Source organism: Rubrivirga aquatilis (assembly GCF_046845665.1).
Taxonomy (GTDB): Bacteria; Bacteroidota; Rhodothermia; order Rhodothermales; family Rubricoccaceae; genus Rubrivirga.
In genome coordinates, this window is sequence record NZ_CP177355.1 from 3283603 (window position 1) to 3307205 (window position 23603).

At 71.6% G+C, this 23603-nt stretch carries 19 protein-coding genes; 11 read left to right on the forward strand and 8 right to left on the reverse strand.

Translation table 11 applies throughout. The features are described 5' to 3' along the window. Positions 1-39: 39 nt before the first annotated feature. From ACLII4_RS14525 to ACLII4_RS14535, 3 genes are all read right to left on the reverse strand, one after another. Positions 40-1440: an acyl-CoA dehydrogenase family protein gene (locus tag ACLII4_RS14525; RefSeq protein ID WP_412068118.1), complete on the reverse strand. Its 1401-nt coding sequence runs from the start codon at positions 1438-1440 to the stop codon at positions 40-42. 203 nt (positions 1441-1643) lie between these two features. Further along, positions 1644-3524, reverse strand: coding sequence for an AMP-dependent synthetase/ligase (locus ACLII4_RS14530; RefSeq protein ID WP_412068119.1), 1881 nt, complete (start codon positions 3522-3524; stop codon positions 1644-1646). Positions 3525-3879: 355 nt separating this feature from the next. Then, positions 3880-4506: a TetR/AcrR family transcriptional regulator gene (locus ACLII4_RS14535; RefSeq protein ID WP_412068120.1), complete on the reverse strand. Its 627-nt coding sequence runs from the start codon at positions 4504-4506 to the stop codon at positions 3880-3882. A gap of 182 nt (positions 4507-4688) precedes the next feature. Here ACLII4_RS14535 and pepT point away from each other — a divergent pair, with 182 nt between their 5' ends. The 4 genes from pepT (at position 4689) to ACLII4_RS14555 (ending at position 10064) form a co-directional block, all read left to right on the forward strand. Further along, positions 4689-5981: a peptidase T gene (gene pepT, locus ACLII4_RS14540; protein WP_412068121.1), complete on the forward strand. Its 1293-nt coding sequence runs from the start codon at positions 4689-4691 to the stop codon at positions 5979-5981. A gap of 370 nt (positions 5982-6351) precedes the next feature. Beyond that, positions 6352-7083, forward strand: coding sequence for a methyltransferase domain-containing protein (locus tag ACLII4_RS14545; RefSeq protein WP_412068122.1), 732 nt, complete (start codon positions 6352-6354; stop codon positions 7081-7083). Positions 7084-7235: 152 nt separating this feature from the next. Continuing rightward, positions 7236-8696, forward strand: a complete 1461-nt coding sequence (locus ACLII4_RS14550; RefSeq protein WP_412068123.1) for a glycogen synthase — start codon at positions 7236-7238, stop codon at positions 8694-8696. Positions 8697-8795: 99 nt separating this feature from the next. Further along, a complete protein-coding gene (locus tag ACLII4_RS14555) occupies positions 8796-10064 on the forward strand; it encodes a glucose-1-phosphate adenylyltransferase (RefSeq protein WP_412068124.1) in 1269 nt (422 codons plus the stop codon). A gap of 26 nt (positions 10065-10090) precedes the next feature. Here the strand turns inward: ACLII4_RS14555 and ACLII4_RS14560 are convergent, their stop codons facing one another. Beyond that, on the reverse strand, positions 10091-10768 hold the full coding sequence (locus ACLII4_RS14560) for a DNA-3-methyladenine glycosylase (protein WP_412068125.1): 678 nt from the start codon (positions 10766-10768) through the stop codon (positions 10091-10093). Positions 10769-10839: 71 nt separating this feature from the next. Here ACLII4_RS14560 and ACLII4_RS14565 point away from each other — a divergent pair, with 71 nt between their 5' ends. Further along, positions 10840-11100: a hypothetical protein gene (locus ACLII4_RS14565; RefSeq protein WP_412068126.1), complete on the forward strand. Its 261-nt coding sequence runs from the start codon at positions 10840-10842 to the stop codon at positions 11098-11100. Here the strand turns inward: ACLII4_RS14565 and ACLII4_RS14570 are convergent. Then, on the reverse strand, positions 11097-13217 hold the full coding sequence (locus ACLII4_RS14570) for a thioredoxin domain-containing protein (protein ID WP_412068127.1): 2121 nt from the start codon (positions 13215-13217) through the stop codon (positions 11097-11099). The genes ACLII4_RS14565 and ACLII4_RS14570 overlap by 4 nt on opposite strands. A 174-nt stretch (positions 13218-13391) precedes the next feature. On the opposite strand from ACLII4_RS14570, the gene ACLII4_RS14575 reads away from it, so the two are divergent. Further along, positions 13392-14240: a hypothetical protein gene (locus ACLII4_RS14575; RefSeq protein WP_412068128.1), complete on the forward strand. Its 849-nt coding sequence runs from the start codon at positions 13392-13394 to the stop codon at positions 14238-14240. 499 nt (positions 14241-14739) lie between these two features. Here ACLII4_RS14575 and ACLII4_RS14580 read toward each other — a convergent pair whose 3' ends face one another. From ACLII4_RS14580 to ACLII4_RS14590, 3 genes are all read right to left on the reverse strand, one after another. Then, positions 14740-17145 carry a M4 family metallopeptidase gene (locus ACLII4_RS14580; RefSeq protein ID WP_412068129.1) on the reverse strand — a complete coding sequence of 802 codons (2406 nt, stop codon included), beginning with the start codon at positions 17143-17145 and terminating at the stop codon, positions 14740-14742. A 328-nt stretch (positions 17146-17473) separates the two neighbouring features. Further along, complete coding sequence (locus ACLII4_RS14585; protein ID WP_412068130.1) at positions 17474-18304, reverse strand: hypothetical protein; 831 nt, start codon at positions 18302-18304, stop codon at positions 17474-17476. A gap of 140 nt (positions 18305-18444) precedes the next feature. Beyond that, the gene (locus ACLII4_RS14590; RefSeq protein ID WP_412068131.1) at positions 18445-19119 is read right to left on the reverse strand and encodes a WbqC family protein; all 675 of its coding nucleotides are present in this window, start codon (positions 19117-19119) and stop codon (positions 18445-18447) included. Between the two features lie 65 nt (positions 19120-19184). Between ACLII4_RS14590 and cruF the strand changes: the two genes are divergently transcribed. From cruF to ACLII4_RS14615, 5 genes are all read left to right on the forward strand, one after another. After that, positions 19185-19997, forward strand: a complete 813-nt coding sequence (gene cruF / locus ACLII4_RS14595) for a bisanhydrobacterioruberin hydratase CruF (RefSeq protein WP_412068132.1) — start codon at positions 19185-19187, stop codon at positions 19995-19997. Beyond that, complete coding sequence (locus ACLII4_RS14600; RefSeq protein WP_412068133.1) at positions 19994-20950, forward strand: phytoene/squalene synthase family protein; 957 nt, start codon at positions 19994-19996, stop codon at positions 20948-20950. Before cruF ends, ACLII4_RS14600 begins: the two co-directional genes overlap by 4 nt. After that, a complete protein-coding gene (locus ACLII4_RS14605; RefSeq protein WP_412068134.1) occupies positions 20947-21687 on the forward strand; it encodes a 1-acyl-sn-glycerol-3-phosphate acyltransferase in 741 nt (246 codons plus the stop codon). Before ACLII4_RS14600 ends, ACLII4_RS14605 begins: the two co-directional genes overlap by 4 nt. Positions 21688-21813: 126 nt before the next feature. Beyond that, complete coding sequence (locus ACLII4_RS14610) at positions 21814-22464, forward strand: hypothetical protein (RefSeq protein WP_412068135.1); 651 nt, start codon at positions 21814-21816, stop codon at positions 22462-22464. Continuing rightward, complete coding sequence (locus ACLII4_RS14615; protein ID WP_412068136.1) at positions 22461-23582, forward strand: glycosyltransferase; 1122 nt, start codon at positions 22461-22463, stop codon at positions 23580-23582. The genes ACLII4_RS14610 and ACLII4_RS14615 overlap by 4 nt, the downstream gene beginning before the upstream one ends. The last annotated feature ends 21 nt before the right edge of the window (positions 23583-23603 follow it).

Below are 23603 nucleotides of genomic sequence, written 5' to 3' on the forward strand. Positions count from 1 at the left end.
CGACCGGACGGTCGGCGCGGCTCCGGCAGCCGTCCACGACTAGACGAAGGCGCTGAGGCCGGTGACGTGGCGGCCGACGATCAGGGAGTTGATCTCGTTCGTGCCCTCGTACGAGTAGATGGCCTCGGTGTCGGCGAAGGCGCGGGCGACGTGGTTCTCGATCAGGATGCCGTTGCCGCCGTGGAGGTCGCGCGCCAGCGCCACGACCTCGCGGCACCGGGCGGCCGTGAAGACCTTCGCCAACGAGGCCTGGGCGTCGGTCATCTCGCCGGCGTCCTGGAGCTGGCTCAGGCGCAGGCACATCGTCTGCATCGCGGTCACATTCCCCAGCATGTGGACCAGCTTGTCCTGGATGAGCTGGAACTCGGCGATCGGGCGGCCAAACTGCAGGCGCGTCGTGGCGTACTGCTGGCTCTTCTCGTAGGCGCCCATCGCGCAGCCGACGGCCTGCCACGCGACGCCCGCCCGCGTCAGCTTGAGGACCTCGGCCACGTCCGCGAACCCGTCGCACTTTTGCAGGCGGTCGGACTCCGGCACGCGGCAGTCGCTCAGCGTGATGAGCCCGTTCTCGACGGCGCGGAGGGCGATCTTGCCCCGGATCTTCTCGACGCTGTAGCCGGGGTTCTCCTTCGGGCGGACGATGAACCCTTTGACGGCGCCGTCGGCCTCGTCGCGCGCCCAGATCACGACTAGGTCGGCGAAGGTGGCATTCCCAATCCACTTTTTCTGGCCGTTGAGGATCCAGCCGTCGCCGTCACGCCGGGCGGTCGTCTGGACGCCCCGGCTGATGGCGCTGCCCACATGCGGTTCGGTCAGCCCGAAGGCGCCGATCTTGTCCCAGGCGCGCATCTGAGGCAGCCACTCGGCCTTCTGCTCGTCGCTCCCGCACACCAAGAGCGACTGCATCGCCAGCCCGGAGTGGACGCCGAAAAAGGTCGCCGTCGACACGTCGATGCGGGCGATCTCCATCGTCAACAGCCCCTCCATGACGGAGCCGTTCGGCTCGCGCGTCTCGAGGTCCTCGCCGTAGATCGGCGTCAGCAGGTCGAGCTTGCGGAAGCCGGGCACGAGCACGTCGAGCGGCGTCCGGTCGCCGAGCCAGGCCTCGTTGATGACGGGCTCGACCTCGGCCTCCATGAACGTGCGGAGCTCGGCCATCTTCTGGCGCTGCTCGTCCGAGATCAGGCCGTCGATGTCGAAAAAGTCGCCGTTCGGCGCGGGCGGGTCGTACGCCGGGCGCGGCGGGCGCGGCGGGCGGGGCGTGGACCTGGCGACGGCCCCATAGGACGCGGCGACGGCGGCTTCGTCGAGCCCGGAGTACGCGGCCGCCAGCTGGTCGAGGTCGACGCCGCGGGCGCGCAAGGTGGAGAGCGCGTCGGGCGCGGCGCCGTCGCCGCCGGCCGGGGCGTCGTGGGCGGTGTCGGGGGTCGGGGTCTCCATGGCGGTCGCGGCGGCGGGGGTGTCGGTTAACACCGTTAAGCGGGACAGGTTCGCCCGCCGCCTGTTGGATGCCGCCACGCTGGCGGCGTTCCGTGAAGCCCGCCGGCCCGGCCTGCCCCGGGGCCGACCGCCCCTCCCAAACGCGCGAACGGCCCGGGCGCGGTCGCCTGGGCCGTTCGCGGCTCCGATCTGCGGGGCGGCCGCTAGGCCACCACGGCCACCGGCTTGTTCTTGTCGACCGAGGCCGTGTACATCGAGTCGATAGAGTCGGTGTAGACCTTGTTGACGGCGCCGCGCTTGACCTTCATCGTCGGCGTCAGCATCTCGTTCTCGACCGTCATCGTCTCCGGCACGAGCCGGAAGCGCTGGACCTGGCTCCACTTGTCCATCCCCTCGTTCGCCTCGGCCACCAGGCGCTCGAACTCGGCGTGGACCGCCGGGTCCTTCAGGAGCGCCTCGCCCGTCGCCGTGATGCCGTTCTGCTTGGCCCAGACCGGCAGCGCCTCCATGTTCGGGAAGATCAGCGCCGTGCAGAACTTCTGGGAGTTGCCGACGACGACGGCCTGCTCGATGAGCGCGCTCTCGGTGAGCGTGTTCTCGATCGGCTGCGGGATGACGTACTTGCCCGTCGACAGCTTGAAGAGGGCCTTTTTACGGTCGGTGATCTTGAGGAAGCCGTCGGGCGTGAACTCGCCGATGTCGCCGGTGTGGAACCAGCCGTCCTCGTCCATCACCTCGGCCGTCTTGTCGGGCTCCTTGTAGTAGCCCATCATCGTATTCGGCCCGCGCGAGAGGATTTCGCCGTCCTCGGCAATCGCGACGTCCACGCCCGCAATGGGCTGGCCGACCGTGCCGGCCCGGTTCTCGGTCGGCGTGTTCATGGTGATGATCGGGCTCGTCTCGGTCAGCCCATAGCCCTGGACGATCGGGATGCCAAAGGCCGTGAACGACTGCGCGAGGTCGGCGCGGAGCGCGGCACCGCCCGTCGCGACCGTCTTGACGCGCGTGAGCCCCAGCTTCTCACGGAGCTTGGAGTAGACCAGCTTGTCGGCCAAGCCGTGCTTCCAACCGGGGACGCCGCCGTCGGGCTTGGCCAGGTCGTAGTCGCGGGCCAGCCCGAGCGCCCAGCTGCCGATCTTGTGCTTGAGGCCGGTCGCCTCGGAGACGCCGAGCGAGACCTTGTCGTAGACCTTCTCGAGCACGCGCGGGACGGTCGAGAACATCGTCGGGCGGACCTCGGCGAGGTGGGCGACGAGCTGGTCGGGGTTGGAGAAGTACAGCGACTGGCCCCACGCGACGTGGCCGATCGTCAGCGTCCGCGCGAAGATGTGGGTCATCGGCAGGAACGTCAGGATGGTCTCCTCCTGGTTGCCGAGCGCCCCGAGCGTCGGGAGCCCCGCGAGCACGTTCGACGAGATGTTCTGGTGCGAGAGCATCACGCCCTTGGGCATGCCCGTCGTGCCCGAGGTGTAGATGAGCGTCGCGAGCTCGGTCGCCTCACTCTGGTCCCGGAGCTCGTCGGGCCGGTTCGGCGCGGCCTTGAGCGCCTGGCGGCCCTCGGCGCGCAAGGCGTCGGCGGTCTTGAGCGTGACGCCGTCGGGGAGCCCGGCCCCGGCGCCCGTGCCCTCGAAGAGGACCACCAGTTTGACGTCCGGCACCTGCGCCGCCCACCCGGCGAAGTTGGCCAGCATCTCCTCGTTCGTCACAAACATGGCCTTGGCCTCGGCGTGCTGCGTGACGTAGACCAAGTTGTCCGGCGCGTAGGTCGTGTACAGCGGCGCGTTGACGATCCCCGCGATCTGGGTCGCGAAGTCGGCGAGGACGAAGTGGAGGTCGCTGTTCATAAAGAAGGCGACGTGGTCCCGGCGGCTCAGCCCGTTCTCCAGCAACCCCAGTGCCAGCTCGTCGGCGGCCGTCCGGAGCTCGCTGTTCGACATCGTCTGCCAGCCGGAGTCGGTCGGCTGGTTGAAGGCCTTCGCGTTCGGGTACTTCTCGACGGCGTCGTCGAGGAGCTGGGGAAGCGTTTTTCCGAGGACGACCTCGCCCTTCGTGGTGGGCGCGGCGGAATGAATCTGGAGGGCCATGGGCGTGGGCTAAAGAGCGGGGTGGTCCGGGGAAGCTGTGTGAAGCTAAACGGAAGCGTCCGGTTCCGGTGATCCCTGAGGGCGGGAGAGAAATCCCCCTGCTGGGACCTGCTGACCGCCTCCTGCTGGCGCCGGGTGCCCCGCTCGTCATCCCCCAGCTCGGACGCGCGCACTGACCGCAATCCTGGCGGCAGGCGTTGCGCGTCCATGCGGTCCCCCTTGGCAAGGGGGACAGTCCGCGCGGCCTCGTGCCTCACGTGCAGGGACGCCTTTCGGCTGGCGCCAGCCGATCGTCGAGAGCGTCGCGCGTACGGGGGTCTGCCGAGCACCGCCCCTCCCGCCAGCAGCCCCCCCCCTACTCCTCCGCCCCGAACGGCCGCAGCGCCTGGCGCACACCCGCGTCCACCAGCTCCTCGCCGGCGATCCGCACGTCGACGCGCCGCGCGAGGTGGAGCGACACGAGACCGTGCAGGGCTGTCCAGAGCACGGCGGAGGCGACATCGGGGTCGGAGGGCGACCGCAGCGAGCCGTCGGCGACGCCATCCGCGAGCGCCGTGCCGAAACGCAAGACGTTGCGCCGCGCACGGCGGTAGTCCTCGGCCGGGTACCGCGCCATCCGCTCGGGGTGGAGTTGGAACATGACCTCGTAGTACTCCGGGTTGTCGAGCCCGAAACGGACGTAGGCACGGGAGAGCGCGTCGAGCCGGTCGGCGGGCGCGGCGTGGCCCGCCTCGGCGGCTTCGAGCGCGGCGTGGAGCCGGTCCATCCCCTCCGAGATCAGCGCGTGCGTGAGGGCGTCCTTGTTGTCGAAGTGGAGGTAGATGCTCGTCGCGCTGCACCCCACGGAGCTCGCGATCTTGCGCATCGACAGGGCCTCGTAGCCGCTGACCACCAGCAGGTGCCGCGCGTGGTCGAGGATGAGCCGCCGGAGGTCGCCGGTGGTCTCGGCGCGGGCGGGCGGGGCGGGCGGGGCGTCGGGCACGGGGGGCGGTGGGGCGAGCCGTGAAGCTAGCGGCAGGGCAGGAAAGGGAAGAGGATGGAGGAGCGGAAGAGACGAGGAGTCGACGCGCCGGGGCCCCATCCCCAGCCACGCCGAGCGACACCTGTCGCCGACCGCCAGCTCTCCGCTATCCTCTTCTCCCCTGGTCCTCTTCTCCTCGACCCATGCCTCTCCCCTGGCGCGACGTCGCCGCCCTCCCCCCCGTCGTCGCCCGCTTCTGCCGCTACGCCGAGGTGTGGACGACCTCCAACCCCGCCTCCGACACCGTCCCCTCGACCGACTGCCAGCTGGCGCTGTCGCGGATGCTCGTCGAGGAGCTGACCGCACTCAACGTGGCCGCCGAGCTGGACGCGCACGGCTACGTCTACGCCGACCTCCCCGCGCCGACGCCCGTCGAGGGCCTGCCCGTCGTCGGGCTGTGCGCCCACGTCGACACGTCGCCGGACGCGCCGGGCGAGAACGTCCGCCCGATGATCCACCCCGACTACGACGGCGGGCCCGTCGCCTTCCCGGGTGCCCCGGCCCTCGTGCTCGACCCCGCCCGCCAGCCGGCGCTCGCGGCGCACACCGGCCACGACCTCATCACCAGCGACGGGACGACGCTGCTCGGCTCCGACGACAAGGCAGGCGTCGCCATCCTCATGCAGCTGGCGGAGGACCTGGTGCGCGACGAGGCCGACGCCGTCGAACGGGGCGAGCGCCCGGCCCCGCGCCCCCACCTGCGGCTGCTGTTCACGCCCGACGAGGAGATCGCGCGCGGCACCGACCACGTCGACCTCGACCGCTGGGGCGCCGACCTCGCCTACACGCTCGACGGCAGCGGGACGGACACCCTCAACGTCGAGACCTTCCACGCGGCCGAGGCCGTGTTCGAGATCGAGGGCGTCGGCGTGCACCCCGGCTACGCCCAGGGAGTGCTCGTGAACGCGGCCAAACTCGCGGCCGAAATCGTGACAGCGCTGGCGGCCGACCCGGCCCCGGAAACGACCTCGGGCCGGGAGGGCTATCTCCACCCCCACACCGTCGAGGCCACGACCGAGGAGGCCACGATCCGCGTCCTGCTCCGCGACTTCGACGCCGACGGGCTCGACGCCAAGCGCGCCCGCGTCGAGGCGCTCGCGGCCGAGGTCGGCGACCGGCACCCGACCGCCCACGTGTCCGTGACGGTGACCGACAGCTACCGCAACATGCGTGAGGCCATCGAGGCGGCCGACCCGCGCACGATCTCCGTCGCGCTGGCGGCGGGCGAGGCGATGGGCGCGACGCTGGCGCTGGAGCCCATCCGCGGCGGCACCGACGGTGCCCGGCTGACTCAGCTCGGGGTCCCGACGCCGAATGTGTTCACGGGCGGGCACGACTTCCACAGCTGCGCCGAGTGGAACTCGGTCCAGAACCTGGAGCGGGCACTCGCCTACACACACGCGCTCGTCCGACGCTGGGGCGCCGAGGCAGGGTGAGTGGGAAGGCGGGGTGAGTGGGACAGGGCTCACCGGGGAGGCCTTCCCCAGGGTGCTCGCGACGCGCGGAGTCAACATCCCGCGGCGACTGCGACCCACGCCCGGGTCGCCTGCTCGCTGGGCTCGATCGCGCGGGCAAGCCGAGCCAACGTGATGAGGGCAATGACCAGCTCGCAGCACTCTGGCGCCTCAGCGAATCGGTACACGGCCCACAGGCCTCAGGTCACTGAGCCCGCAGGACGATTGTCCGTCGATGGGAGTCATCCTACAACCACATTGCGGCCCATTCACCGTCGGGCTCAGGCCTCAAAGGTCTGTCTATGAGTGGTGTACCTTCTCGAGCGCGCCCCCCGGCTCAACCCGTTCTGTTGTGCCCGCTCCTGCTGTGTACCTCCATGCCGACGAAGTACCGGGCGCGGTGCTTGCTGCCCGGCACGTCGTCCCGCTGATCCTGGAAGCCGTCGGGGCCGTCCAGTCCGTCGTAGACCTTGGGGGCGGTACGGGTGCGTGGCTCCGCACCATGCAGCGCCATGGCGTCGAGACCGTGCTGCTCATCGACACACCGGAGGTGGAGCCCGATTTGCTCGTCGACACATCAAACTTTCTAGCCGCCAACCTAGAGCGTGGCTTCCCTGAAGTTCCGCGCTTTGACCTCGCGGTCTGCGTGGAGGTCGCTGAGCACTTACAGGCAGAGCGCGCCGAGCCCCTCGTGGAGTGGCTGACGTCGACCGCCGACCGCGTCGTTTTCTCTGCGGCTCTCCCGGGTCAGCACGGCAAGGGGCACGTCCACCTCCAGCCACCCGGCTACTGGGCCGGCCTGTTCGCCGCACGTGGCTTTGTCCGACGCGATGTGCTGCGCGGACGGCTCATCCAGGAAGACGAGGTGCCGTTCTGGTATCGCCAAAACCTGCTCGTGTACACCCGCGAACCGGCGCTCGTCGCCTCGACCGAGCCCGACTTCCTGCCCGGAGACTTCGTGCTGGTCCACGAGACGAACGCGGCGATGGTGCCCCCCGCGCCGCCGGTCGGCGTTGGGACGCTTGTGCGCATGGTCGGGCCTGCGGTCGCGTACTCGGTGCGCAAGTGGCTCGGGCGAGGGTGAGCGGATTCCGAGAGCGGATGTCAGGATCGCCCATCACCGTCTCGACCACTACCGAGGCAGCGGCCCTGGCGGCGGCCCGACCCTTCTGGGCACCCCGTCGCGCCGCAGGCGACCTTGCCCCTCCCCCATCCCCCCGCTCCCCGGCGCTCGCGATGCCTGTCCTCCACGTCTCCGCCGAGTGTACCCCGTTCGCCAAGGTCGGCGGGCTGGCCGACGTGGTCGGTGCGCTGCCCCACGCGCTGAGCCGCGGCGGCGTCGCGGCGGCGGTCGTGATGCCGTTCTACGGCGGGCCCGAGGGGCGACTGGCCCAAAAGGCGGGGGTGCTGGCGTCGGTCCACACCGGCGTCGTGCATTTCGAGGGCGAGTGGTTTCCGTTCGAGGTGTTCCGCTCCCAAGCGATGTCCGGCGACGGCGCCGAGGTGCCGCTCTACCTCGTCCACGAGCCCGAGCACTTCGGCGACGACGGCGTCTACTTCCGCGACGTCGACAAGGCGTGGTTCGAGCGCGGCGACGTGCGCTACCTCGTCTTCCAGCTGATGGTGCTGGACTGGCTCCGCTCGGAGCACACGCCGCTCGATGGGGCCGACGTGCTCCACCTCCACGACCACCACGGCGGGCTGATCCCCGCCTTGCTGGCGAACGACCCCGCGAACGCGCCCATTCGCGACGTGCCGACCGTGTTCACGGTCCACAGCGCCGACCACCACGGCGAGATCGCATGGACGCGCTGGGCGAATGTCGGCGTCGCCGTGCCGAACCACGCGTCGCTCGACCACCTCGGCCGCGTCAACAGCTTAAAGGCGGGCGTCGAACACGCTGACCGCGTGACGACCGTCAGCCCCACGTACGCGCGCGAGCTGGCAGCCTCGCCCGAGCCCTCACACGGTCTCGACTACGCGTTCCGGCTCGCGCACGACCGGCTCAGCGGCATCGTCAACGGCGTCGACCAGGCGCTGTGGGACCCCGCGACCGACCCGCACCTGCCCGCAGGGTTCTCGGCGGATGACCTGGGGGGCAAGGCCGCCACCAAGCGCGCCGTCTGCGCCGACCTCGGGCTCGACGCCGCGCGCCCGTTGCTCGTCTTCGTCGGGCGCCTCACCCCCGAGAAGGGCGCGGCCGTGCTGGCGGAGGGGCTGGCTCAGATTCTCGACCAGACCGACGCGGCGATCGCCGTGCTGGGCTCGGGCTACGACGAGCACGAGGACGCCCTGCGCCAGCTGGGGGGGGCCGTCCCCGCCGACCGGTTCTCGCTCACGCTCGCCTTCGACGAGGCGCTCGCGCACCGCCTGTACGGCGCGGGCGACTTTTTCCTGATGCCCTCGAAGCAGGAGCCGTGCGGGCTCGGCCAGCTCTACGCGATGCGCTACGGGACCGTGCCCATCGTCCATGCCGTCGGCGGCTTGCGCGACACCGTCGTGCCGTGGGACGGCGCGGAGGGAACGGGCGTGTGGTTCGAGGCCTTCACCGGCGACGCCTTTGCAGACGCCGTCGCCCGCGCGCTGGCGCTCGACGCGGACGCGCTCGGCCGGGTGCAGCGGACTGGGATGCGCGCCGACCACTCGTGGGCGTCCTCGGCGCTCGCCTACGCGGCACTCTACGACGCGCTGCGGTAGCTCGGAGGGGATACGTCGACGGACCACTCGCCAGCGGGATCAATCCCGCCGCCCGTCTTTTGTAGCCTTGCCTCTTGCCCCCCTCCGATCCACGCCCCCATGACCGACACGCTGGCCGTCATCCTCGGAGGCGGCGCCGGAACACGGCTCTTCCCCCTGACCCACCACCGCTCGAAGCCCGCCGTCCCGCTCGCAGGTAAGTATCGGCTCATCGACATCCCGATCTCGAACTGCGTCAACAGCGAGCTGATGCGCATGTTCGTGGTGACCCAGTACAACTCGGCCAGCCTCAACCGCCACGTCGCCCGGGCCTACCGCTTCGACCGGTTCGGGCGCGGCTTCGTGACCGTGCTGGCGGCCGAGCAGACCCCGGACTCGAACGAGTGGTTTCAGGGCACCGCCGACGCTGTCCGCCAATGCCTCCCGCACATCAACCCGCACCCCCACCGGCGCGTGCTGGTCCTCTCCGGAGACCAGCTCTACCGGATGGACTTCAACACGTTCTCGCAGCACCACCTCTCCACCCGGGCTGACCTGACCGTCGCAACGATCCCGGTGACGGCCGATGACGCGCCTGCGTTCGGCATCCTGAAGACGGACGCCAACGGCATCATCACCGAGTTCCACGAGAAGCCGCCCCGCGACCAGCTCGACGGCCTGGAGAGCCCGGTCTCGGCCAAGATGAAGGCGGAGGGCCGGGTCTACCTCGCCTCGATGGGCATCTACATGTTCGAGCGCGACGTGCTGCGCGACGTGCTCACGGAGGACCCCACCCAGAGGGACTTCGGCAAGGAGATCATCCCCGCCGCCATCGCGTCCCGCCGCGTGGCGAGCTACCCGTTCACCGGCTACTGGTCCGACATCGGGACCGTCCGGTCGTTCTACGAGGCGACGCTGGCGCTGGCGCAGCCCGACCCCGAGTTCGACCTCTACGACGAGGAGGCGCCGATCTACTCGAACGCGCGGATGCTGCCGCCGGCAAAGCTCCAGAACGCGACGATCCGCAACTCGATGATCGCCGAGGCTTCCGTCATCACCGAGGCGACGATCGAGGACTCCGTCGTGGGCATCCGGTCGTTCGTCTCAGGCGGAGCCGTGCTGCGCCGCGTCGTCATGTTGGGCGCGGACTACCACCCCTGGCGCGACGCGGCCAAGCGGCCCGGCGTCAATCCGCCTCCGCACCCCGGCATCGGGCCGAACAGCGTCGTCGAGGGCGCCATCATCGACAAGAACGTCCAGATCGGCGCCGACTGCCGCATCACAAACGCCGAGGGCGTGCAAGAGGCGGACGGCGACGGCTGGCACATCCGCGACGGCGTGATCGTGCTCCCGAAAAACGCCATCCTGCCCGACGGGACAGTGATCTGATCGCGCGCCGCGCGCGGACGCCTCCGTTAGCGCCGGTGTGTCTTACGAGCGACGCGGAGGTCGCTCGGCACACCCGGCGACACGAACGGACTGTCCGCGACGACGAACCGGTAGTCGAGGTCGATCCCGCGCGAGATGCCGATGCGCGAGGTCCGCGCGACCTTCGCCTCCGCGACCGGCTCGCCGCGAGCGAAGTAGAGCGGAGGCGCCGTCAGGTCGGTCTGGTGGAACCGGCTCCGCATCGCGTCCGGCCCCTCGTTGAGGCCGAACGCTTGCGTCAGCTTGCCTGGCCCGTTCGTCAGGTCCCGGCGGCGGCGCACCGAGGCGGGCCGGTTCGCCGACATCGCAGACTCGCCCTCGACCGGCTCGACGCCCCGGATGAGCACCGCGCCCGCCGTTCCCTCGGACTCCGTCACCACGTTGAGCAGCCAGTGGGCGCCGTAGATCTTGTAGACGTACGCCGTGCCGGGACGCGCGAACAGCCCAGCGGCCCTCCCCTTCTCCTGGACCCGCCCGCCGGCCCCGAAGACGGCGGCCCACCCGTGCATTGCCGGGTCGTCCTCGAGGTACGCCTCTGTCTCGACGATGCGCCCCACGAGCGGACCGTCGTCGGGCGAGGCGTAGACGAGGTGCGCGCCGAGCAGGTCGCGGGCGACCTCGAGCGTGGGGCGGGCGAAGAACGAGGCGGGGAGAGGATCGGGCACGGCGCAACCTGAGAGGCGGGCAGACGTAGCGCGCCGGTCGCCCGTTCCGATCGCGCCCCTCCCCCGTCGCCATGGCCCGCAGCCCACTGTCCCGCAACCGGACGTTCGAACGCGTCGCGATCCCGCTCCTGATCATCTTGTTCGTGACGGTCGCCGTCCGCCAGCTCCGGAAGGTGTTTCGCCACGGCCACGAGCACCGCATCGAGCGCGTCCACCACGGGCACCACGCGCACCGGCACGAGCACGAGACCCGCCGCGAGCTCCGCCACCGCCACCGCAACGCCACGCGTGAGATCGAGCGCAACGTCGAGGTGATGGTCCAGGTCGACTAGCGAGCCACGCTCGACCTCAGCGTCTCCGCTGCCGCCCTCGGGTCCGTCGCTGGCGCCTGGCAGGCGTGGCGTTCGCAGACGTAGGCCGTCGCCGCCCCGGCGATCGCGGTCTGCTCAACGACGAACGGCGCCAGCCCGGCGAGCGGCGCCTCTCCGGTCCCCGGCGACCGCACCGCGACGACGGCGTGCGGCGCGTAGACGGCCCGCACGGCGTCGATCATCGCGGCGGTGTCGGCGGCCCCGTGCTCCCCGGCGATCACCACCTCTTGGGAGGGGCCCGCCGCAAACGCCGCCGCCGTCATCAGGTGCGTGAACCCCGACGGATGCTGGCGGACCATCTCGGGCGCCCGCAGCGCGCGGAGCGCTGCCTCGCGAAGCGCCTCGTCTCCGGTCAGCGCCGCCAGCCGTAAGCCGTTGAGCGCGGCCACACTCGCGCCCGCCGGCATCGCCCCATCGTCCGGCGACCGCTGGCGAACGAGGAGGTCGGGCGCGTCGGCGGGCGAGACGAAGTAGCCGCCGTCCGGGTCCTCGAAGCGGTCGCGCATCCGGCCGTGCAGGTCGAGCGCGGTCGCCAGCCACCGCTCGTCGTACGTGGTCTGATACAACTCGACGAGCCCCCACACCAGGTAGGCGTAGTCGTCGAGCAGCCCGTCGATGCCCGCCTGCCCGTCGCGCCAGCGGTGGAGCAGGTCGCCCGACTCGGCGCGCAACTCGCGGAGCACGACCTCGGCCGCCTCGGTCGCCACCTCGGCATAGTCGTCGCGGCCGAACGTGCGAGCGGCGACGGCGAAGGCCGCGATCGCGAAGCCGTTCCAGTCGGTCAGCACCTTGTCGTCGAGCAACGGTCGCGAGCGCTCGGACCGGACCGCCAGCAGGCGCTCGCGGATGCCCGCCAGCCGGTCGCGCAGGGCGTCGGGGGCGAGGCCGAGCGCGGCGGCGGGGTCCACCAGCGGGTCGTCGGCAGACAAGTCGGGGGCCGGGAGGTGCAGGACGTTGGCCCCGGTCCGCTGCCGCGTCGCCTCGTCTAGGTAGTTGCCGGCAGACGTGGCGCCCCAGAGCGCCTCGGCGACCCCCGCGTCCTCGGCGCCCAGCACGGCCTCCAGCTCGGCCGTCGTCCAAACGTAGAAGGCGCCCTCCTCGCGCTCGCCGTCGGCGTCGAGCGAGTCGGCGTCCTCGGCGGCGTGGAAGGCGCCATGGGCGCCTCGCAGGTCGCGCAGCACGTACGCCAGCGTCGTCTCGGCCGCCTCGCGTAGGTCGTCGGCGCCGGTCGCCGCCCACGCCTCGGTGCAGGCGAGCGCGTAGCCGGCCTGGTCGTAGAGCATCTTCTCGAAGTGGGGCAACAGCCACGCCCGGTCGGTCGCGTAGCGGTGGAGCCCGCCGCCGACCTGGTCGTAGACGCCGCCCCGCCGGATCGCGCGGAGCGTCGCGACCGCAACCGCCAGCAGGTCCCGGTCGCCCGTGACGGCAGCCCGCCGCGTCAGGAACAGCGCGTGGTGCGGCGTCGGAAACTTGGGCGCGGCCCCGAACCCGCCGAACCCGGCGTCGAACCGCGACAGCAGCGCCTCGGCGGTCGCCGCCACGTCCGCCTCGCCAAGGGCGTCGCCCGGCTCGGCCGTCGCCAGCTGGCGCACCGCCGCCGTCAGGCTCTTGGCCGAGTCGCGCACGCCGTCCGCGTTCTCAGCCCAGAACCGCGAGACCGTCGCCGCCAGCTCGCGGACGCCCATCCGCCCGCCCCGGCTCTCGCGCGGGAGGTACGTGCCCACCCAGAACGGCTCGCGCGTGTCCGGTGTGATGAGCGCCGTCAGAGGCCACCCGCCGCGCCCCGTCGCCGCGAGCGCCGCCGCCATGTAGACGCCGTCCACGTCGGGCCGCTCCTCGCGGTCCACCTTGATCGGCACGAACGCCTCATTCAACCCGCGCGCCGTTTCGAGGTCCTCGAACGACTCGTGTTCCATCACGTGGCACCAGTGGCACGTCGCATACCCGATCGACAGGAAGACGGGCACGTTGCGGCGCCGGGCCTCCTCGAAGGCCGCGTCCGTCCACGGCCACCAGTCGACCGGGTTCGTCGCGTGCTGCAGGAGGTACGGGCTGTTCGTGTCGGCGAGGCGGTTCATGGGCTGGAACGTCGGGGCGCGGAAGGCGGGGCTCGCTAGACGACCGCGCGCGTGCCGAGTGCCCGGCACACCGCGCTGGAGTGACGGATCCGAGACACCTCCGTCGCCCAAACCGCCCGGCCGCCACTTGCGGGCGCCCATCCCGATACCGGATCTGTCCCCCCATCACACGTCATGTCTCGCGTTCTCCTCCTGGCCGCCCTGCTCGCCGGCTGCTCGTCGCCGTCCGCGCCACGACATCTCTCGACCGGCCACAGCGTGGAGGGGTACGCCCAGGCCGTCGAGGCGGGCGACACCGAGACGGCCCTCGCCCTCCTGCGCGACGCCGCCGACGCCGGCGACCTCGTCGCGCTCGCGACCCTGTCGCAGGCCTACGACCGAGGCTACCTCTCAGCAGGCATGGTCGACGGGGCGTCCACGCACCTCGCCATCTGGACGCTCCCCTGGACCGCCCCGCTCGTTCAGCGACGCTTCGACCGTGAACTCCGCCAGCGCGCCGAATCCGGTGACCCCGAGGCCCTCTTCATGGCCGCCGACGCCCTCCTCAATCGGGTGTTCGTCGACGGCGAGTGGACACACCCCCCCGCCGACCTCGACTCCGCCCGCGCCATCTACCACCGCCTCGACGCCCGCGTCGACGACGACCAGCGCCTGCGGCTGGCCTTCCTCGCCAGGCGCCTGGACGACGACGACGCCTACCACGCCCACCTCGACGCCGCCGCCGACGCCGGCGACCCCCAAGCGTGCGTCTTCCGGTTCTGGGCCGGGTCCCGCGACACCCCGCCCGGCGCCGCCGTCACCGTCGCGGACGAGATCGACGCCACCGAAGCGTGCCGCGCCCGAGCGCTCGCGTCCGGGTTCGCCGAGAGCGCCCCCCTCTTCGACTACGGCGGCCGCGTCGTTGCCAGCCTGCGCGAGCAGGCACAGACCGGCAACCCCGCCGCCACGGCCACCCTCGACTCCCTCCGCACGTTGGGCGTCTTCCACCGCCACGCCCGCCTCGACGCCCCCCCCGGAGCCTGACCGCTCCCCCGCTTTCGGCTGCCCACCATGGGGCCCCTTCCTCGGAAGCGGGGCCGGCCGGCAGGCGGGGGGGCAGGATTGCGCTGGCCCCGCTCGCGCACTCTACCGCCCCAGACCCATCTACCTGCCCCCGAAGGGAAGGGGCAGCCAGCGGAGGGCGCAGCCCGGAGTCGAACGCAGCCGCGAAGCGAGCCGAGGATCTCTGGCGAGCGCTGCGCTCTGAGCCAAGCTCCCAACGCGAACAGGTGAGGCGGTCACGCCAGATCCATCGCCCGCGCTCAGGATGACCAAGGAGACAGGCTTGCACAATGCCCGCCCCCCCCTGGCTTCCTTGCAGGCAGCACGTCACAGGTCGGCATGAGCCAGCGGAACGGCTCGCGCCAGCCCCATCCGGTCTACGACGTGGCTCCCCCTTCGCAAACGAACGGGGCCCCCACCCGAAGGTGAGGGCCCCGTGTTTCGGGGCGGTGGTGGGACACCCCAGGTCGGCAGCCGGTGGCTAGCGGACGACCGTGAACCGCTCCGTCAGGCGACGGCCGTCGGTGTCGAGGACGACCACGTACACGCCCGCTGGCAGCGTCTCGACGGCGATGGAGACCGGCGTGCGGCCGGCGTCCAGCGTCCCGTTGTGGGGCACCGAGACCTCACGGCCGAGCAGGTCGAGCACGACGACGCGTGCCGAGCCGGCTTCCGGCATGTCGACCAAGATGGTCGCCTCCGATCGCGCCGGGTTCGGCCCGACGGCGAGTGCCAGTTCCGCGACCTCGGCCTTGCCGAGCGCCAGCGGGTTGAGCACGTCGCTCTCCGGGGCCTGGGGGACGTAGCCCAGGACGGGATTCGTGTCCTGCGCGAGGAGCACCTGATCCGAGAAGTATGCCACCTGGGTAATCCGATAGCCGTAGCGCTGGACCGAGTAGTCCGTCACCAGGTTGGCCGAGATCGAGGCCCCGTCCACGACGGCCCAGAACGCGGCCTTGTTGCCGGTGTAGGTCGCCTGCGTCGTCCCGTTCTCGTCCTTGATGTAGACGTAGTCGTAGTTCGCTTCCGTGTCGAACTGCGCGAAGTACATCGCGACGCGCTGGGCGCCCGGCTTCGAGTAGGACTGGGTGTTGTTGTAGTTGTTGGGGTAGTTGTGGGGCGACTGGATGTTGGCCGTCTCGTAGCGCCACTCCGGGGTGCCACCGGTCGGGGGCGGGGTGCCGCCGCCCGACCCGGTGCCGACGCCGACCGCGGCCCAGGCATCGGCGACCGCGTTGTACTGCGTCGAGCCGTTGCCATAGAGGTCGGCTGCGGCCGACAGCGTGCCCTGGCGGGCGCCCGCAAAGTTGGTCGACTGGGTAAAGTAGACCGTCAGGGCACGGTACCAGATCTTCTCCGTCGCACTCCGCCCGATCGACGTGGTGGTGACGCCGCGGAAGGTGCCGCCGGCGATCATCAGGTAGGCCTGCTTGTTGGCGATGCCTGAGTTGATGTGGACGCCGCCGTTGTCGCCGGTGCCCGTGTAGCGGTCGGCGTAGTTGTCCGGCTGGTCGCCCGCGGGCGGGTTCTGGATGTTGCGCAGCGCGTCGCCGGACGTGCCGGGCGTGTACGACTGCTCACCGACCGTGTAGTCATTCCGGTCCACCATGACGGCCATGATGTCGGAGACGGCCTCGTTGAGCGCACCCGACTCGTTCTGGTAGATCAGCCCGGCCGACGAGCCCGTCACGGCGTGCGTCAGCTCGTGCGCCACGATGTCCAGTTCGACGAGCGGGCTGAACGTGACGCCGTCACCGTCTCCGTAGACCATCTGCGCGCCGTTCCAGAACGCGTTGTTGTAGTTGCTCTGGTGGTTGACCGTGCTCGTGATCGACGCGTTCGAGCCGTTGTAGCTGCTCCGGTTGTGGGTGTTCTTGTAGTAGTCGAACGTCGTGACGGCACCGTAGTGAGCGCTAACGGCCGCCCGCTGGTTCGTCGCCGAGAAGTTGTTGTCGGCGTCCGTCACGTACGACCCGGGGAGGGAAGTCCCGTTGTTGCCGGTCATCGTCCGGATGTAGGACGGGCCGCGCGTGGTGTCGTAGAGGTAATAGTTCGAGCCCGAGAGATACGTCGGGATCGTCTTGGTCCCCTCGTACAGGCTGGTGCCGGTCCCGGTCGTGGGTCCAGCCGCTCCGGCCGCGGTCACGAACGGTGCGCCGCTGGCGACACGAGCCGTCGCCTCGTCGGCGCCCAGGCCGGCGGTGTGCAGCGAGTTGAACTTGTGCAAGACGGTGCCGCTGGCGGCGTCCACGAAGACCTCCCAGTTGGCCGGGGTCGGCGCGTCGACGAACAGGCGGACGTGGTAGGCCCGGGCAAAGTCGCCGAGGTGCGGGAAGACGACGGCTTCGGCGGTCGGTGTCCAGTCGATGGGCTCGCCGAGGGCGTCGGCGGGCGCCGACTCGCGGTAGCGGACGGCGCCGAGGTCGGCGCGAGCGGCGGCGAGCGCCGCGGACCGACCGAGGTCCACCCCGCGAGCCACATCCGCGTCGGGCAAGAGCGTACCGCCCCAGGCGTAGGCCCGGCCGTCGCGGCCGATGTGGAGCGCGCTCTCGGCGCCCCAGACAGGGGTGCCATCCACCATCTGATGCACGCGGACGTGTGTGAGGCCGAGGTCGTCGGTGTCGACGCGCGTGACCTGAACGTCCGGCGCGGTCGAGAAGCCGAAGGCGGCGGCATGGGCGATGAAGAACTGCGGGGCCGTCGCCGGGGACACGATACCGAGGTCGCCGGCGAGGAAAATCGGCGCGTCGGTCGCCGGGTCCATCTCGACGCGCTCCAGCGCGTCGAAGGCGTCGGTCAGCGCCGTGCTCTGGGCCGCCGCCAACGGGGCCAGCCCGACGAGCGCGAGCAGGAAGGCCACGGCGTGGCGCGAGAATCGAATGGTCATGGAAGACGAGGTGTGGTGGGGTCCTCTGCGGGGGTCGCCGAGGGCAGGACCTCCACGGTAGAGGCACACCGTGTGTTCACACAACCACAACCGATCATTCACACAAAGCCTCACCCGATCCTCAGGTCCGGGGGCACGGCAAAGGGCCCCACAGGGCGGCCGAGCGTCCATGTGACCGCTTCCACTTCCTTTCTTGAAGTAACGATGAATCGAATGAAATCCAGGGCAAATGCCCAGGCGGCGTCTCACCTCCACAACTGACTAGTGCACGCATCACAACAGGCCCCGGGACCCGTGCATCCGGCGGTGATCCACTGGCACCCCACCGCTAGTCGCTGGGACCAGCACCTGTAGAGGCCAGCAGCGATCCGTGGACCATAAACGCGGCGATATACGGGATGAGATATCCGAGGTAGACAACGACCTGAAGCGGCGCCAGCGCCACCGGGCCCGCGCCGAGGCTCGACGCGATGACGATGAGGGGGACGACGGCGACGATTACCGCGAGATAGAACATCACCGTCACTAGCAGCAGCGAGCGGAAGGCGACCCACCACGCCCCTGCGAGCAGCACACGCGCCCGGAGCCACGCCTCCCCCAAGGTCTCCGTATCAAGTGCCCGCGCGGCCATCGCCACAGCGACATACGGCACCGACCACGCCGCGAGTCCCAGCCACGTCAACGGTCCTAGCACGGGGATCGACCACAGCGCGGTCGTTGCGCCCAGGCCGACCGAGTAGGCCAGCGCCAGCGCCAACATCGGGAGCAAGAGCGCTCGCGTCTCGTCCCACAGCGCCGCCGCGGTCACGTCGCCCGCGTGGCCAGCGCGGTAGAGGCGGACGTACCCGGCGGCCGCCGCGACGCTAACGGCCGACCCGAGCAGCCCGAACAGCACCACGCCCCAGTAGGCTGGCGTGAGGACTGCCGACGGGTCGGCGTCGAGCGCGGCCGGATCGAGGAACGCGTCGCCGACCTGGGCGAGGTAGAGGCCCGCCGCCAGCCCGGACGCCAGCGCGACCGGCGCGACGACGGCGAGGTAGGCCCGGCCCAGCTCGCGCGCGTTCGTCCGCAGGAAGACGACCGTCTCGCGGAGCACGTCCCCCGCGTCGCGGCGGCGGCGGAACGGGAGGGCCCCGAGATCGGGAAAAACGTCGGGCACGGTGGGCGTCGGGGGGGCCGGAAGCTACCCCGGACGCGAGCGGCCGGATCTCGCACGACCACCCTGCTGGCGCGGAAGGGACCGCCCTGCCTCTAGCGCCATCTGTGACGGCGTCACGAACGCGGACCTGCACGAACGGGTCAATCGACCGGGTCCACCCCGTCGATCCCTGCCCGCAGCACGTCGGCGGCGGCCGGGCCATGCGCCATCAGCAGGTCGAGCACGCCGAGGCCGGGCGTCCACCCGTCGTGGCTCTGGCGGCGCTCGCGCTCGGTGAACCGCAGCACGGCCACCGGCCGGCGTGCAGATTCTGCGTCGCGCTCGGCCGACTCGGGCAGCGTCAGCAGCGTCTGATCGCCGGCGTGCGCGAGCACGGTCGCCAGCGTGTCGGGTGCGCCCGGCAACTCCGACGCCCGGACGATCTCGACGTCCGCCCGCAGCCAGCGCGCCGCGAACCGGACCGACGCGACGGCGAGTTCCGCCAGGGACCCCCGTGTCTCCAGCGTCGCCGCCCACTCGGGTGCGACGTGCTCGTAGAACGATGCCCGACCGTACGCCGCGCGGATCGCTGCGAGGTGCCGCCGTCGCCAGCCGTCGTCGACGACGGGCACCTCCGCCATCGGAACGCCGACGCCACCGTGTCGCCGGGGGATCGTGAGCCACTGCGGGCCCTGCCCGGTCCCGATCCGTGTTCGGTTGTGGCCGCCCTGCCGGCTGAACGCGAACGTGTCGGCCAAGACGACGCGGTCGGCCGCCAGCAGCAGCGCGGCGTAGTCGAGACGGGGGGCGAACTCGGGGGGGCGGACGGCGATCACGGGCACTCTGTGGAACGCTGTCGATGGTAGCGCCGTCCGGCAGGCCCCTCCCCTGCCGCCCGCCCTTGACTTCCACGCGCGCCTTCCATCTCGCCATCGGCGTCTTCGCCGCGACGATTGCGTTCGCCATCTTGGGCACGCTGTCGCTGTTCATCGGCCCCGTCCGCGACTTTTTCCTGCCCTACTACGACACGCTCGTCGCGGCCCCGACGTGGACGTACATGGCGCTGCTGCCCATCGTCACGCTGACGCTGTACTGGGACGTGCTCGGGCCCCGCCGCTCGATCCTGTTCGTCCTCGCCGCCAGCGTGATCGGGGCGGGGGCCGAGCTGCTCGGCACCAACACGGGCATCCCGTTCGGGGAGTACCTCTACACCGACCGGCTCGGCGCCAAGATCCTGGGCGACGTGCCGTACTTCATCCCCACCTCGTGGTACGCGCTGGGGCTGCTGAGCTACGACCTCGGTGGCCGGATCTCGTCGTCGCGCGTCGGCCGTGCGCTGGCGACGGCCGCGCTGATGATCGTCTGGGACGTGTCGCTCGACCCGGCGATGAACCAGGGCGGCGGCACGTTCGTGTTCTGGGAGTACCCTGGCGGCGGCGCCTTTTTCGGGATGCCGTGGGTGAACTGGATCGGCTGGGCCGTCACCTCGGTCGCGATCGCGTTCGCGTTCGAGGCCCTCGGTGGGCTCAAGCCTGCCGCGACCTCGCTGACACGACAATGGGCACCGGTCGCCTACGCGCTCAACGTCCTCTTCCCTGTCTCGATCTGCCTGCTCTACGGCCTGCCGCTGGCGGGTGTGATCGGGCTGGTGGCCCTCGGTGCCGTGCTGGCGACGGTCCGCCTCCGGACGCCGTGGTCGCTGGCGGCGTCGTGACCGCGCCCGCCTCCGCCGCCTTCGTCGCCCCGCCCCCCCCGCCGGCCGGGGTGTCGCGGCGCGAGCAGGACCGCTTTTTCCGTCGGTCCTTCCGCCACCACAGCCGGACGTTCTCGCTGGCGACGCGGCTGCTGCCGCGGCCGGTCCAGCTCCCGGTCGCCGTCCTCTACCACTACTGCCGGACCGTCGACACGCTGGCGGACGAGCGCTCAGCCGAGATCGGCGCCGACGCCGCGCTCGTCGAGGTCGATGCCCTCGAGGCCGGGCTCGACGGCGCACTCTCAGGCCGCCCACCCGGCGGCGAGCACGCCCTCTTGTGGCGCCGATTCGCGGATGTCCACGACCGGTACAGTCTCGACCCCCACCCGCTCCGCCAACTCCTCGACGGCGCCAGGTGGGACCTGCGCGGCCGGACCGTCGAGACGCGCGCCGACCTGCTGGCGTACGCCGACCTGGTGGCTGGGTCCGTCGGTGCCGCGATGCTGCCGTTCCTCGTCCGCGACGGCGCCGACCGCGCCCGCCTCGACGCCCCAGCGAGAGCCATGGGGAATGCCATGCAGATCACGAACGTGCTCCGCGACGTGGGCGAAGACTGGCGCGACCTGGGGCGCTGCTACCTCCCCGCCGACGACCTCGCCGCGCGAGGCCTCGACATCGGCGCCCTGGTGGCCGCCGCCCCGCCCATCCCCGACGCCTACGCCGAGTTGGTGGAGTCGCTGATGGGGGACGCCGAGCGGCTCTACGACCAAGGAGGGCGGGGCATCGGCGCGCTCCGCCGCCGGGCGCGCTGGGGCATCCGGAGCGCCTCGCGGATGTACCGCGAGTTCCTCAACGGCGTCCGCGCCAACGGGTACGACAACCTCTCTCAGCGCGCCGCCGTCCCGCTCCCCTCCAAGCTCCGCGCCCTCACAAGCGACGGCTACGCCCGCCGCCGCGACGGGCTCACGGCATGAGCGCCCGGCCCGACGGACTCGGCGCCCGGCTGGCGCGACGCTTCGCCGAGCGCTCGATCCGCGGCGAGCTCGCGGCCCTGCGCCGCGTCGTCGGCGTCGATGCGGCAGACCCCGCGCCCGGGCGCCCGCTCGTGCTGTACGCCAACCACCACGTCTACCCCGACAGCTTTTTGCTGTGGCACCTCACGACCCAGGGCTGGCGCCGCCCGATGGTGGTCTGGATGGAGGCCTGGGACCGCGCGCCGCTGTTCGGCCCCGTCGGCGCCCTGCCCTTCCCCGACGACCCCGGATCGAGTCCGGGGCAGGCCGCGCGCCGCCGGATGCGGACCATCCGGGAAACCGCGCGCCGGATGACCGACGACCCGAAGACGGCGCTCTACCTCTACCCCGAGGGCAAAATGCGCGTCCCCGAGGACGGGCTGGGCCCGTTCGCCGCCGACCTCCCGCGCCTGGCCCGCGTGCTCCCCGCCTCGGCCCAGTTCGTGCCCGTCGGGATCACGACCTCGTGGTGGGGCGAGAGCCGCCCGACGGCCGTGCTCGCCGTCGGCGACGCCCACCAGCCCGACGGCGACGAGCCCGCCCGGCTGGCGGCGATGCTCGCCCGGGCGCGAGCGGCGCGCCCCGACGACCTCGGGACCACCGCCCGCGTGCTGCTCGACGGCCGCCCCGGCGCCGACGAGCGCTGGGACCTGAGCCGTCTCGCCCCCCTCTTCGAGCGCTGGACGTTCCCACGCTGAGCCGCAGAGAGGAAGGCAGGCCGCCTCCGACGACTCCCGCCCACACAACCTTCCACAATCCACGCTCAACAGCCCACACGTCCGCCGCCTAGCTTGCCGTTCCGCTCGCGCGTCCCCCCTCCCGCGATGACCGCCCTCCTTCTCGGGCTGCTGCTGGGCCTCACCGCCAGCGCCAGCCCCGTGCTCGCCCCGCCGTCGCCCGTCCGCGACTCGCTGGCGATCTACTACGCCCGCCAGGACACCTCGGCCGTCGAGCGGCTGTACCGGACCGCACGCACGCGCGAGGAGCGGCTGATGTGCCGCTACCGGCTGTACCCGATGACGCTCGACGAGCGGTACCTCGAGGCCATCCCGGCGGAGGCTGGCGTCACGTCCGCCCGTGAGCTGGCGCTGATCTCGGCGCTGTGGGCGTACCGCGCCGCCGCCGGGCCGGCGTGGCACCTCCCGACGTATGGCCGCCGCTCCGATCGCATCCTCGACCTCGCGCTCGCGCGCGACCCCGCCGAGCCGTACGCGCTCCTCGTCAAGGGCCAGGGCCTCTTTTACAAGCCCCGCGTCTTCGGGGGCGACGTCCGCGCGGCGCGCGAGACGTTCGAGCAGCTCCGGGGCCGCCTCGGTCGGCGCGGTGTGCCGGGCATCCACCCGTTCGAGGCCGAGGTCTGGATCTGGATGGCCGTCCGGCGCCTCGACCCGGGTGCCGGCGACCGGCTGCGCAGCGCCCTGCTGGCGCGCCGCCCGCCCCGCCTCTTCCGCCAGTTCCTGGTCGACCCTCCGTGACCGGGCTCTGGGAGGTCCTCCTGCTCGCGGTCCTGGCGATCCACCTCGGCGTGGCCGTCGTCGTGGTCGTCAACCTGCTCGCGTTCTCGCACGGGCGGCGGCTGGCGTTGCCCGCGACGCTGCCGTCGGTGAGTGTGCTCGTCCCCGTGCGAAACGAGGAGGGCAACCTCGCGACCCTCCTCCCCACCCTGCTCGCCCAGCGCGGCGTCGACCTTCAGATCGTCGTTGTGGACGACGCCAGCGAGGACGGGACGTGGGGCGTGCTCGCGGCGCATGCCGACGACCGGCTCGTCGCGGTTCGGGGCAGCGGCCCGCCCGACGGCTGGGTCGGCAAGCCGCACGCGCTCTACCAGGCGGCCAAGCGCGCGACCGGCGAGGTCTACGTTTTCCTCGATGCCGACGCCCAGCTGACCGACGACGGCGCGCTCGCCCGGCTCGTCGGCCGCTACACCGCCCGAGGCGGGACCGGCACAGCGCTGACGGGCTTGCCCCGCTACCTCGACCGGGGCCCGGCCGCGCTGATGACCTCGCTCGTCCCCTTCGCTGTGCTGGCGGCGCTCCCCGTCCCCCTCGTGCCCCGCACGGCCGCGCCGTCGCTGGGCGCGCTCAACGGCCAGATCTGGGTGCTCGGCGCCGCCGACTACGCCCGGCTCGCGCCGCACGAGGCCGTCGCCGCCGAGGTGCTCGAGGACGTCCAGATCGGGCGGTACCTCAAGCGCTCCGGCGTCCGGCTGTGGTTCGAGGACCTGTCCGGCGAGGTCGCCGTGACCATGTACCGCACGTTCGGCGAGGCCTGGGCGGGCTTCCAGAAGAACGCGGCCCTGCTGGCGGGCGGGCGGCCCGGACAGCCGATCACCGCCGGGTTCGCCGTCTTCTTCGCGCTCTACGCCTTCGCCTGGGTTCTGCCCAGCGTACTCTGGCTCGGCGGCGCGGCGGGCTTGTGGGCGCTCGCGAGCCTGGTCGGCATCAAGCTGGCGATCGACCGGGCCGGGCGGTTCCCGCTCTGGGTCAGCGCCCTCGCGCCGGTCACGCTCGCGCTCGGCGCCGCGCTCCAGCTCGACTCCGCCCGCGTCCACCGCTCCGGCGCCGTCGCCTGGAAGGGCCGCCGCGTGGGCTGAGCCCCACAAACGCGCCGAGGC

Bases quoted from the DNA above. Each gene is read 5' to 3' on its own strand.
- ACLII4_RS14525 (WP_412068118.1), bottom strand. From the start codon at position 1,440: ATGGAGACCCCGACCCCCGACACCGCCCACGACGCCCCGGCCGGCGGC.
- ACLII4_RS14530 (WP_412068119.1), bottom strand. From the start codon at position 3,524: ATGGCCCTCCAGATTCATTCCGCCGCGCCCACCACGAAGGGCGAGGTC.
- pepT (WP_412068121.1), top strand. From the start codon at position 4,689: ATGCCTCTCCCCTGGCGCGACGTCGCCGCCCTCCCCCCCGTCGTCGCC.
- ACLII4_RS14550 (WP_412068123.1), top strand. From the start codon at position 7,236: ATGCCTGTCCTCCACGTCTCCGCCGAGTGTACCCCGTTCGCCAAGGTC.
- ACLII4_RS14555 (WP_412068124.1), top strand. From the start codon at position 8,796: ATGACCGACACGCTGGCCGTCATCCTCGGAGGCGGCGCCGGAACACGG.
- ACLII4_RS14565 (WP_412068126.1), top strand. From the start codon at position 10,840: ATGGCCCGCAGCCCACTGTCCCGCAACCGGACGTTCGAACGCGTCGCG.
- ACLII4_RS14570 (WP_412068127.1), bottom strand. From the start codon at position 13,217: ATGAACCGCCTCGCCGACACGAACAGCCCGTACCTCCTGCAGCACGCG.
- ACLII4_RS14575 (WP_412068128.1), top strand. From the start codon at position 13,392: ATGTCTCGCGTTCTCCTCCTGGCCGCCCTGCTCGCCGGCTGCTCGTCG.
- ACLII4_RS14580 (WP_412068129.1), bottom strand. From the start codon at position 17,145: ATGACCATTCGATTCTCGCGCCACGCCGTGGCCTTCCTGCTCGCGCTC.
- ACLII4_RS14605 (WP_412068134.1), top strand. From the start codon at position 20,947: ATGAGCGCCCGGCCCGACGGACTCGGCGCCCGGCTGGCGCGACGCTTC.
- ACLII4_RS14610 (WP_412068135.1), top strand. From the start codon at position 21,814: ATGACCGCCCTCCTTCTCGGGCTGCTGCTGGGCCTCACCGCCAGCGCC.